Here is an 11868-nt window from a genome sequence, read left to right as displayed (position 1 = left end):
CACGCCAGCCTGCCGCAGACGCAGCAGGCGACGCGGGACAGGATTCAGGTGCGCAGGGGTTTGATGGTGATCGCTTGATTGGGTACATAGGCGAAGTGAGTACCCAGGCCACCGGGGCGGCTGTTCCAGTGCGGGATCAGCACCAGCGCCGAGAACATGGCGCAGCCGGCGAAGACAATGAACACGGTAACGGTGTCGAAGTAGCCTGGCAGCAGGCCACCGAGAATCGCCCCGACCGAGCCGCAGCCGTTAACGAAACCGGCTGCTGTGGCGCCGGCCTTGGCGGTGCCGAAGTCGATGGCCGCCGCGCCGCTGATCATCGAGTCCGGTCCGTAGAGGGTCAGGCCCATGACGAACAGCAGCGCCACCACCAGCAGCACACTACCTGTATGCAGGGCGCCCATGAAAAACGCCAGGGACACCGTTAGCGCCAACAGGCTGATCACGCAGGCCGGCATGCGCCGGGCGCCGAACAGTTTGTCCGAGGCCAGGCCAATCAGGATCGGCCCGAGCAATCCGGCCAGTTCAAACGCGGTCGGAATGATCGCCGCGCCGACTTTGCCCACCGAAGGCATCTGCTCGAAAACGATCACCGGCCCCCACAGCAGAATCGCGTAGCGCGCCGGCTTGAGCATGAAGTACGCCAACCCCAGCACCAGCACCGTGCGGTTGCGCAGGATTTCCTTCAACGGCTCCCACATGCTGATTTTGCTTTGCGCGTCAGCTTGTTCGGCGGTCAGCTCAGGTTCCGGCTCCACCGCCGGCAAGCCGACGTCTTCCGGTTTGTTGCGTTGGAAAATAAAAAACAGCACGGCGACCAGCCCAACCACCGCCGCACTGGAAACAAACGCCGCATGCCAGGTGCCGATGAGCGTATACGCCCACCAACCGGCAAACGGCGACGCCACGAGCCCACCAAAGGCGTAGCAGGAACTCCACAGGCCCAGTACCCGCCCGCGCTGCTCGGAGGGAAAGAAACTGCCGAGGTTCTTGCACAACCCTGACCAACCGGTGGACTGCGCCAGCCCCTGGATCAGCATGCAGGTAGCGAAAATCGGTAACGTTGCAAAGTTACCCATCACCAGCGCCGCACAGGCGGAGATCAGCAACCCGCCAAGCACCACCACCCGCGGCCCGAAGCGGTCGGCGAGGATGCCCCAGGTGAATTGGCCGACGGCGTAGGCCGTCAGGTAGATGGCGTCGAGGTTGGCCATGGCCATTTTGTCGAGCATGAAGGTCGGGTCTTCGCCGATGCCCAGTTTGGCGACCGAGAATGCTTTGCGGGTGAAGTAGAAAGCGGCGTAGGCGAGCCAGGTGATCGCGAAGATCTGCACGCGCCAACGCTTGATGGTGCCGATGTGCTTGTTCATTGTGGTTCTGACCTCAGGGTGTGAGTGTGCCGGCAGAATTGGAAGAAAACGCCTGTGTTTTTATTGTTGAGCACTGCGATATCGCCCTGTCCCTACGGCGGATACCGGTCAGATGAGTCCTGTTGTTGCACGCTCAGACTCATGGCACCCGCTGCTGTTCGACTGACCAGTCAGCGGCGCTGAGGTGGATAAAAACAATTACTGATTAATAAGTGAAATCGATTTATCGTATTTCCAAAATAAGCTCAGCTTGTTACTGGAGATTCCCATGTCGGTTTCCCACGCCCAACTCAAAGCGTTCCATGCCGTGGCGGTCCATGGAAGCTTTACCAAAGCCGCCGAGCGCCTGTTTCTGACGCAACCGGCGATTTCCGACCAAGTGCGCAAACTTGAAGAGCGCTACGGGGTTTTGCTGTTTCACCGTAACAAGCGTTCGGTGCGCCTGACCGATCTGGGCGAGCGCCTGCTGAGCGTTACCCAGCGGCTTTTTGTGATTGAAGCGGAAGCTCAGGAACTGTTGCAGGATTCCCAGGCCTTGCAGACCGGCAGCCTGATCCTGGCGGTGGATGCGCCGGTGCATGTGCTGCCGCAGATTGCCCGGTTCTGCGAACGCTACCCCGGCATCAGCGTGAAGATCGAAACCGGCAACACCGATGAGTCGCTGTTTCGACTGTTCAACTATCAGGCCGACCTGGCGCTGCTGGGCCGTGATGTCAGCGATGAACGCCTGATCTCACTGCCCTTGCGCAACGACCCGATGGTGGCGTTCGTGTCGCGCAACCACCCGTGGGCCGACCGCGAATCCATCACCCTCGCGGACCTCGACGACACGCCACTGGTGTTGCGGGAGATTGGTTCGGTGACCCGGCAGACCCTGGAAGAGGAAATGCAACGCGCCGGGTTCCGTATTCGCCCGGCAATTCAGGTCGAAGGTCGGGAGGCGGCGCGGGAAGCGGTGGTGGTCGGGATTGGGGTGGGCGTGGTGTCGGCTGCCGAGTTTGGCGCGGATTCGCGGGTGTGTGCGTTGCCGATTACTGATTGCAAGCGACGGTTGACTGAAACCCTGGTGTGCCTGCGCGAGCAGAGTTCGCGGCGGGTGGTGGCGACTTTTCTGGAGATGGTTCGCGAGAGTCTTGTGTAGGCAGGTTCGGCCCCATCGCGAGCAAGCTCGCTCCCACAGGGATTGAGGGTGGACACACGCTTTGTGTACGACGCAAAACACTGTGGGAGCGAGCTTGCTCGCGATGCAGGCGACTCGGTCTACCCGTCCGGCGCCAACCCGAAAAACGCCTGTATCAAACGCAAATCCCTGCGCCGCTCCATGCACCCGATCATGTGCCGATTCACCAACCCTTCACCAATGATCGGTATCGCCGCCACCCGTGGATCGTGGCTGACCTCCACCGACGACACCACCCCCACTCCCAGCTCGGCGGCCACCGCCTCGGTCACCGCTTCGCGGCTGTCGAGTTCCAGCAACACCCGTGGATTGACCCTGGCCTGGGCGCAAGCCTCATCGAAGGTGCGCCGGGTAATCGAACTCGGTTCGCGCAGCACCATGATCACCTGATCCAGCTCCTTGAGCTGCACGCCTTTGGTCTTCTGCGCCCAAGGATGCCCGTCGGGCACCAGCGCGCAAATCCGTGATTCGTTCAGCGCTTGCAGATGCAAGCCCTTGCGCGGCTCGACTTCGGTCAACACCGCCACGTCGGCATGTTCGGACAGCAGCGCCGCCAGGGTTTCCTGGGCGTTGCCCAGGCGCAGGTTCACCGTGATCCCCGGATAGCGCGCGCGCAGGCTGGCGAGCATCGGCATGACCAGGTGCGGACCGTCCGCCGCCACTTCCAGGCGCCCGGTCAGCAGCTGCCGGTTGGCTTCGAGCATCACCTGCGCCTCTTCGGCCAGGCCGAACATCGCCCGGGTGATGGCCGCCAGTTTGGTGCCCTCCTCCGTCAGCTCCACTCGACGGGCTGTGCGACGCAGCAAGGTGATCTGGTAGTGCTCCTCCAGGGCCTTGATGTGCCCGGTAACCGCCGGCTGGCTGATGAACAGCCGCGCCGCTGCCCGGGTAAAGCTGCCTTCCCGGGCCACGGCATCGAAGGCGCGCAGCTGAAACAGGTTCATGAATAACTCTCACTGATGGTTGGCATAACAACAAACAATTTGATTGATAACACGGCAAATTGCAATTTAAGCCCCGTAGCTTCATCCCATCGATTGCGAGGACACGAGAATGAGTACTGCCGAACCCATCCTGCTCACCCCCGGCCCGTTGACCACGTCGGCCCGCACCCGCCAGGCGATGATGGTCGACTGGGGTTCATGGGATGACCGCTTCAATCAACTGACCGCCAGCCTCTGCGAGCAACTGCTGGCAATCATCAACGGCGCCGCCACTCACCACTGCGTGCCCCTGCAAGGCAGTGGCACCTTCGCGGTCGAGGCAGCGATCGGCACGCTGGTGCCTCGCGATGGCAAGATTCTGGTACTGATCAACGGCGCCTACGGCAAACGCCTGGCGAAAATCTGCGAAGTGCTGGGCCGCTCCTTCAGCACCTTCGAAACCGCCGAAGACGAGCCCACCACCGCCGCCGATGTCGACCGCCTGCTGCGCGCCGATCAAGGCATCACCCACGTCGCGCTGATTCACTGCGAAACCAGCACCGGCATCCTCAATCCGCTGCCGGAAATCGCCCAGGTCGTCGCAGAACACGGCAAGCGTCTGATCATCGACGCCATGAGTTCCTTTGGCGCCCTGCCAGTGGATGCACAGCAAGTGCCGTTCGACGCACTGATCGCCGCCTCGGGCAAATGCCTGGAAGGCGTGCCGGGCATGGGCTTCGTCTTTGCTCGCAAAGAATCCCTGGCCAGCGCCGCCGGTAACTCGCATTCGCTGGCGATGGACCTGCAGGACCAGCACGCCTACATGGCCAAGACCGGCCAGTGGCGCTTCACCCCGCCGACCCACGTGGTCGCGGCGCTGCACGAAGCCCTGCGGCAATACAACGAAGAAGGCGGCTTGCCGGCGCGACACGAACGCTATGCCGCCAACTGCCAGGCATTGATGGAAGAGATGGGCAAACTGGGGCTGCGCAGCTTCCTGCCGGCGGCTATCCAGGCACCAATCATCGCCACCTTTCATGCCCCGAAAGATCCTCGCTACCAGTTCAAGGAGTTCTACGAACGGGTCAAGGCCAAGGGTTACATCCTCTACCCCGGCAAACTGACCCAGGTCGAAACCTTCCGTGTCGGCTGCATCGGCCATGTCCAGCCAGCCGAAATGCGCGAAGCCGTGGCGGCGATTGGCGAAGTGTTACGCGAGATGGAAGTACTCGATATCTAAACCACACCACATCCCCTGTGGGAGCGAGCTTGCTCGCGATGAGGCCCGATCAGTCGACACACATGTTGAATGTAAGACCGCTATCGCGAGCAAGCTCGCTCCCACAGAAAAGCTGAATTTCCGAATAGATCGATATCACAGGAATCCAAACGCCATGAACTACTCCAACCCAACCAAACTGCAAGCCGCCATCCTCGACTGGGCCGGCACCGTGGTCGACTTCGGCTCCTTCGCCCCGACGCAGATTTTCGTCGAGGCCTTCGCCGAGTTCGACGTCCAGGTGTCCATCGAAGAAGCCCGTGGCCCGATGGGCATGGGCAAGTGGGACCACATCCGCACCCTGTGCGATCTGCCGGAAGTTGCCGAGCGTTATCGCAAAGTGTTCGGCCGCACGCCGACCGATGATGACGTCACCGCGATTTACCAACGCTTCATGCCGCTGCAGATCGAAAAAATCGCCGAACACTCGGCGCTGATTCCGGGGGCGCTGGAGACCATCGCCAACCTGCGCCAGCAAGGGATCAAGATCGGTTCCTGCTCCGGTTACCCGAAACAGGTCATGGACAAAGTGGTCGAACTGGCCGCCACCAACGGCTACGTCGCCGATCACGTGGTCGCCACCGACGAAGTCCCGAGCGGCCGCCCATGGCCCGCCCAGGCGCTGGCCAACGTCATCGCCCTGGGCATCGACGATGTCGCCGCGTGCGTGAAGATCGATGACACCGTGCCGGGCATTCTCGAAGGTCGTCGCGCCGGCATGTGGACCGTGGCGCTGATCTGCTCGGGCAACGCCCTGGGCCTGGACTACGAAGGTTATCGCGCGCTGGGCAGCGACCAACTGGACAGCGAGCGCAAGCGCATTCACACCATGTTCGAAGGTTCGCGTCCGCACTACATGATCGACACCATCACCGATCTGCCGGAAGTGATCGCCGACATCAACAAGCGTCTGGCCAACGGCGAAATGCCACAGTCCAGCTAAAAAACGCAACTCCCCCCTGTAGGAGCGAGCAAGCTCGCTCCTACAATGTTTTTCTGCCTGTTACCCGAACCAGAGCATCCCGCGACCGATCGCCACAGACAAATCCGGTGAAACAGGATTACAGTTAAAGCACACCGTCGGACAAGAACGGTGGCTTTAAACCGGACCTCTGAGGAACACCGTATGCCGTGGAAAAACTCTGAATCGCGCTACAGCACCGTATCGATCGCACTGCATTGGTTGATGCTGGTCCTGCTGGTGCTGGTTTACGCCTGTATCGAGTTTCGCGGGATCTTTCCCAAGGGCAGTGGCGGGCGCACGCTGATCGTCGAATCACACTTCATGCTTGGCCTGACCGTATTCGTTCTGGTCTGGGTGCGATTGTTCGCACGCAGTCTCGGCCCTGCCCCGCAGGTCTTCCCGGCCTCGCCGCACTGGCAAACGACGCTGGCCAGGCTGATGCACTGGGCGTTGTACATTTTCATGATCGTCACGCCGATTCTCGGGTGGCTGGTCACCAGCGCCAAGGGCAATCAGGTGATGTTCTACGGTGTCGACCTGCCGATGCCAGTAGCGGAAAACAAGGACCTGGCCAAACAACTCCAGGGCTGGCACGAGCTCGGCGGCACTATCGGCTATTGGCTGATTGGCCTGCATGCCGTGGCCGGGCTGTATCACCACTATGTGGTGGGCGACAACACCTTGCTGCGGATGATGCCCAAGGGCGTGAACCGCGATACCTGAACTTGACGGCAACCCCCATTGATTTGCGGTGCGTTTCAGGCTTGTGAATCAAACCCCCGTCGCCCCTGCAAGCCGCCGGTGTGGACGAAGATCAGCCGCGATCCTCGAGCGAACTTGCCCGCCTCGACTTGCTGCTTGAGTGTCAGCAGCGCTTTGCCGGTGTACATCGGCTCCAGGGGAATGCCGCTGGCCTGTTCGGTCTTTTCGATGTAGTCGAGCAGCAGCGGATCGACCTTGGCGAAGCCGCCGCGGCTGGCATCGATCAGTTCATACCTCGCATTGACTACACCGGCTTCCTGCACGATCCGCTCGACCTGCTGCGCCACGCCATGATCGCCAGGCACCGCCAGCGCACCGTAAACCGGGTGATCCCCCGCTTCGGCCATTACCAGGCCCGCCAGAGTCGTGCCGGTTCCGCAGGCCAGCCACCAGGCGTCGTAGTCGGTCCAGCCCAAGCCCTCCAATTGCGCGCAAACTTGAGCACGCAACTGCATGCACCCTTCAGCGCCGGGCAATCCGCCTCCACCTTCAGGCACCGGATGCAACGTCGGGTAGCGGGTTTGCCAGGGTTGCCAGAAGCCGGCTTCATGCCTCGCTCGATAGCCTGCGTAACCCAGCCAGTGCAACTGCATGCCGAACGCGTGCAAGTCTCTGACCGTCGGGGTTTCCTGAGGGTGCCCGCGCAACAGGCCGACGGTGGAAAAGCCGAAACGCTTGCCTGCCGCCGCCAACGCATGGAGGTGATTGGAATGCGCGCCACCGAGACTGATGATGCCTTCGGCACCCAAGCGCTCGGCGGTCTTCAGATGTTCGATGAGCTTGAACCATTTGTTGCCGCTGATCAGCGGGTCGATCTGGTCCAGACGCAGGATTGCCACTTCGATACCGGCGTGAGTGAGCCAGTCGAGATCAAGGCGTTCGAGTGGAGCCTGGGGTAGCCAGGTGTCGGAAGGGAGGAGCATCGATGCCGGCTCTGGGTGAAGAGCCAGCATCTTAACAGCTGACTTGTGGCGGTGCGGGTTCCGATAAGCCCCCCTCGCCACAGGTTTTGTGAACAGCCTGATTAAGTGGATTACAACTGCGCCGCCAACCGCGAACCCTGATTGATCGCACGCTTGGCATCCAGCTCTGCCGCGACATCCGCGCCACCGATCAGGTGCACACTCTGCCCTGCCGCCACCAGGCCTTCATGCAATTCACGCAGCGGGTCCTGCCCGGCGCAAATCACGATGTTGTCCACTGGCAGCACCTGCGGCTCGCCGGTTTCGCCGATGCGGATGTGCAGGCCTTCGTCGTCGATCTTCAGGTATTCAACGCTGTTGAGCATCTGTACCTGCTTGTTCTTCAAACCGGTGCGATGAATCCAGCCAGTGGTCTTGCCCAGGCCGTCGCCGACCTTGGACTTCTTGCGTTGCAGCAGGAACACCTCGCGGGCCGGCGCATGGGGCGCTGCCTTGATTCCGGCAACACCGCCGCGTGCTTCAAGGTGCGTATCGATGCCCCATTCTTTCCAGAACGCAGCACGATCCTGACTGGTAGCGACGCCTTCATGCACAAGGAACTCGGAGACGTCGAAACCGATACCACCGGCACCAATCACTGCGACACGCTTGCCGACCGGTTTACGCTCCAGAATCACGTCCAGGTAGCTCAGCACCTTGGCGTTTTCCACCCCCGCAATCGCCGGCACACGCGGCGCAATGCCGGTAGCCAGAATGATCTCGTCGTAGCCGCCTTCGACCAGTTTGGCCACGTCGACGCGGGTGTTCAGGCACACCTCGACGTTGCTGGTCTGCAATTTGCGGTTGAAATAGCGAATGGTTTCGTAGAACTCTTCCTTGCCCGGAACGCGCTTGGCGATATTGAACTGACCGCCGATTTCGCTGGCCGAATCGAACAGCGTCACCTGATGGCCACGCTCGGCGGCCACGGTCGCGGCGGACAAACCGGCAGGGCCGGCACCGACCACGGCGATTTTCTTCAGTTGCTGCACGGGCAAGTAATTGAGTTCGGTTTCGTGGCAGGCACGCGGGTTGACCAGGCAACTGGTCAGCTTGCCGCCGAAGGTGTGATCGAGGCAGGCCTGGTTGCAACCGATGCAGGTGTTGATTTCATCGGCGCGACCAGCAGCGGCCTTGTTGACGAAATCCGGGTCGGCGAGGAACGGCCGCGCCATGGACACCATGTCGGCATCACCCTCGGCGAGAATCTGCTCGGCGATTTCCGGCGTGTTGATGCGGTTGGTGGTGATCAGCGGAATAGTGACCGAACCCCGCAGCTTGGCCGTGACCTTGCTGAAGGCCGCGCGCGGCACTTTGGTAGCAATGGTTGGAATCCGCGCTTCGTGCCAGCCGATACCGGTGTTGATGATGGTCGCACCGGCCTGCTCGATGGCCTTGGCCAGTTGCACGATTTCTTCCCAGGTGCTGCCGCCTTCGACCAGGTCGAGCATCGACAGGCGGAAGATGATGATGAAGTTCGGGCCGACCGCTTCACGCACGCGACGAACGATTTCCACCGGCAGGCGCATACGGTTTTCGTAGCTGCCGCCCCAGCGGTCGGTACGGTGGTTGGTGTGGGCTGCGAGGAACTGGTTAATGAAGTAGCCTTCGGAGCCCATGATTTCCACCCCGTCGTACTCGGCGGTTTGCGCCAGTACCGAGCAGGTGACGAAATCGCTGATCTGCTTCTCGATGCCTTCCTCGTCCAGTTCCTTGGGTTTGAACGGGTTGATCGGCGCCTGGATCGCGCTTGGCGCAACCTGTTTCGGGCTATAGGCATAACGACCGGCGTGGAGGATCTGCATGCAGATCTTGCCGCCTGCGCCGTGCACGGCACGGGTAACGATGCGGTGTTTCAGCGCTTCTTCTTCGGTCGTCAGCTTGGCCGCACCGGAATACACGCCGCCTTCATCGTTCGGGCCGATACCGCCGGTGACCATCAGGCCGACACCGCCACGGGCACGTTCGGCGAAGTAGGCGGCCATGCGCTCGAAGCCACCCGGTTTCTCTTCAAGGCCAGTGTGCATCGACCCCATCAGGGTGCGATTGCGCAGCGTGGTGAACCCCAGGTCCAGCGGAGCCAACAGGTGCGGGTATTGAGCGGCGGTCATCAGTAACTCCACATCGAGCGATCACGGAAAGTGCAGGAGCTCTACGGCCCCCATCAGTCATGTTCGACAGACTAAGAGTCGCGCCGCCATCCCTCAATGACTGAAACTGACAACTTATTGATCGAAATGAGCAGCTACAACTCAAAACGAAAACGACCTTCCGGTGCAGGTCCGGGTTGAAACCGGCACCATGAAGGTCGCTATTTTTCGGACTCTGGACAAGCCCGCAAGATTTACGCGCAGAACCGGCTCAGCATGCGCTTGCGACTGTCCGCTGAGGCGCAACGTAGTCGTTCTGTTGTTTCGCTCGCTGAGTCAGCGCCAGCATCGTCAGGAACCCAAGCACAATCAGTACCGGATAAGCCATCAACAGTTCGGAGAGGGAGAACTTCCAGGCCAGAGGACGTCCGACACCCAGCATGGCGGCATACATCCAGGACACTGCCGACAACGACCCGCAGGCCAACGCCAGCATCCGCGCACTGAATCCGAGATTGAGCAACGAGCCTGCCTTTTGCAGTGCCGGCAGTACCAGGCGATGCAACAAGACGCCGTTGTAACTCAGCAGCGCGACAATAATGACTTTGGCTTGAAGCTTTGGATTCATAAAGTATTCGACACCTTTACCCAGGTAATCAATACCGACGACAGCAACACCCGTTACCCACAGAGCTATTAGTGCAACGATGACAGACTTCTGAAGACTTTCCATATGAGCATTATCATGCTCAGTAAATACTTTGCGCCTTAACAGGTCTCTAACCATAGCGACATCACTGGTCAACACCAATCCAATGGCCACACAACACGCCACTAAATGAACGTAAATAACGCCCAGACGTAAAAACTCCAGGAATTCTTTATTTTCCAGCAGATTCATAATTGTATTTATCGCCACGGTATTTTCTCCACCTTATTCGACAGTACAGATCGACTACTTGACAGGATTTTTACTTATTCAAAACCCTGTGCGACCTTACTTCTAAAAGATAAGCCAAATCATGGACTCGGCACTGTTAACCTCATTGACTCGCTCGGCAAATCAATGAACGGCTTGTTTATCACCTCCCTGAACTTCAGATAATAAACCCCAATTTGCACTCACTGCATTTGAGATCCAACTTCCACTTCTTTTTTTGCGATCGCGGGGGCAGGTCATGGCTGACGTGCTTGAGAATCAGAGGCCACAGACGCTCCAATGTTCACTTTTCGAACAAACCACCGACAAACGGCGCGTAGCGCAAGTGCGCCTGAAGCGACAGTAATGAGCCAACTTTCGCGCTATGCCCCACCACAACTGGCTTGCTTGATTACATGCAGTTTTACAACTGCATATTGGATCCGCTAGTTGTTATACATCCGACAACGCGCGCAATAGCGAGCGACTCTCATCCAGAGCAAATTCCAACTGCGGATCCCACGGTATTCCGGACACCCTTTCAGGCTGACAGCAACGCAGGATTAATTGAAACATTCTAAATGCGCCTGGCGCGTTTTTTACACAGCCAAGGCTCTTTGCAGACATTCAACACGTTTTGGTTACAGGTAACTGCACGCGATCAAAGTGCATCGGATGGCGAATACCTCGAAACGGTCTATCCGCTAACTCTGGTCATGCTCAAAACCCGAAGTAAAAAAATGCCGTAGCTGCCGCTATGCCCCATGCGGCCAACGCCATGACTGTTGAATTGTACGGTAATCGGGATTCGCTCAATCGCTGCAAGCCAGGCTTCAAAAACCCGGTTTGGTCATAACGGCAATCCATGATTGCCCGGTAGGTTTGTCGGAGGCCGATTAACAGAAACAGGGTGATCAGACCGAGGACAAGTCCACGCCTGATAGGCGGTTTAACCGATGGTGCAAGGTGATCCCGTTCGCAGGCAATGCTATCGACTTGCGCAACGGTAATTAGTTGATAGTCCGTCGAAAACCGCTTTTGGCCAATCTGGATCGCCGCCTGTTGCTCTAGATCCAACACCTGATACTTCCAGAGCGTTGACGAACCTTTGCGGCAGAAGGTAAACGCAACAGGACTTGAGACGGCGATAATACCAGCGTCGTTGATGTCCAGTTTTTTCAGCGTTTCTGTGGCTGACCTGGTGAAGTCCAGGTCGAAGACCGAAGTAACCCCGGTAGCAGAAGCCGCGACCGCAACCAATAGGCCGCTCAAGACGCAGATGACTGAAATGTTCAAGGCCAGGTTTTCCTTTTTCCATTGTTTCTTTGGTTTCGCAGCTCGGTTCCAACCTGCTTTGATGAGCACCAGTACGTTGCTGGCACCCCGATACCTGGCGGGCAATTGAATGGAAGGAGAAAG

At 59.3% G+C, this 11868-nt stretch carries 10 protein-coding genes; 4 read left to right on the top strand and 6 right to left on the bottom strand.

Features of this window, described 5'->3' with window-relative positions; all coding sequences use genetic code 11:
- Positions 1 to 44: 44 nt before the first annotated feature.
- Positions 45 to 1370: an MFS transporter gene (locus tag AC1D1M_RS24020; RefSeq protein WP_477777526.1), complete on the bottom strand. Its 1326-nt coding sequence runs from the start codon at positions 1368 to 1370 to the stop codon at positions 45 to 47.
- A gap of 268 nt (positions 1371 to 1638) precedes the next feature.
- Between AC1D1M_RS24020 and AC1D1M_RS24015 the strand changes: the two genes are divergently transcribed.
- Entirely contained in the window at positions 1639 to 2511 is an 873-nt protein-coding gene (locus tag AC1D1M_RS24015; RefSeq protein WP_477777525.1) for a LysR family transcriptional regulator, read from the top strand.
- 119 nt (positions 2512 to 2630) lie between these two features.
- Here the strand turns inward: AC1D1M_RS24015 and AC1D1M_RS24010 are convergent, their stop codons facing one another.
- Complete coding sequence (locus AC1D1M_RS24010; protein ID WP_477777524.1) at positions 2631 to 3494, bottom strand: LysR substrate-binding domain-containing protein; 864 nt, start codon at positions 3492 to 3494, stop codon at positions 2631 to 2633.
- Between the two features lie 109 nt (positions 3495 to 3603).
- On the opposite strand from AC1D1M_RS24010, the gene AC1D1M_RS24005 reads away from it, so the two are divergent.
- The 3 genes from AC1D1M_RS24005 (at position 3604) to AC1D1M_RS23995 (ending at position 6439) form a co-directional block, all read left to right on the top strand.
- Entirely contained in the window at positions 3604 to 4713 is a 1110-nt protein-coding gene (locus AC1D1M_RS24005) for a 2-aminoethylphosphonate--pyruvate transaminase (RefSeq protein WP_477777523.1), read from the top strand.
- Positions 4714 to 4867: 154 nt separating this feature from the next.
- On the top strand, positions 4868 to 5695 hold the full coding sequence (gene phnX / locus AC1D1M_RS24000) for a phosphonoacetaldehyde hydrolase (protein WP_477777522.1): 828 nt from the start codon (positions 4868 to 4870) through the stop codon (positions 5693 to 5695).
- Between the two features lie 183 nt (positions 5696 to 5878).
- A complete protein-coding gene (locus AC1D1M_RS23995) occupies positions 5879 to 6439 on the top strand; it encodes a cytochrome b (RefSeq protein WP_477777521.1) in 561 nt (186 codons plus the stop codon).
- Between the two features lie 35 nt (positions 6440 to 6474).
- On the opposite strand, the gene AC1D1M_RS23990 is transcribed toward AC1D1M_RS23995, so the two are convergent.
- From AC1D1M_RS23990 to AC1D1M_RS23975, 4 genes are all read right to left on the bottom strand, one after another.
- Positions 6475 to 7401, bottom strand: a complete 927-nt coding sequence (locus AC1D1M_RS23990) for a 1-aminocyclopropane-1-carboxylate deaminase/D-cysteine desulfhydrase (protein WP_477777520.1) — start codon at positions 7399 to 7401, stop codon at positions 6475 to 6477.
- 110 nt (positions 7402 to 7511) lie between these two features.
- Positions 7512 to 9551, bottom strand: coding sequence for an oxidoreductase (locus AC1D1M_RS23985; protein WP_477777519.1), 2040 nt, complete (start codon positions 9549 to 9551; stop codon positions 7512 to 7514).
- A gap of 250 nt (positions 9552 to 9801) precedes the next feature.
- A complete protein-coding gene (locus tag AC1D1M_RS23980) occupies positions 9802 to 10449 on the bottom strand; it encodes a hypothetical protein (protein WP_477777518.1) in 648 nt (215 codons plus the stop codon).
- Positions 10450 to 11169: 720 nt separating this feature from the next.
- On the bottom strand, positions 11170 to 11745 hold the full coding sequence (locus AC1D1M_RS23975; RefSeq protein WP_477777663.1) for a hypothetical protein: 576 nt from the start codon (positions 11743 to 11745) through the stop codon (positions 11170 to 11172).
- Between the last annotated feature and the right edge of the window lie 123 nt (positions 11746 to 11868).

The organism is Pseudomonas sp. P1_F7 (genome assembly GCF_056405655.1).
The sequence above is the reverse complement of the archived record's forward strand: the minus strand, read 5'-3'. Positions and strand labels throughout refer to the sequence as shown.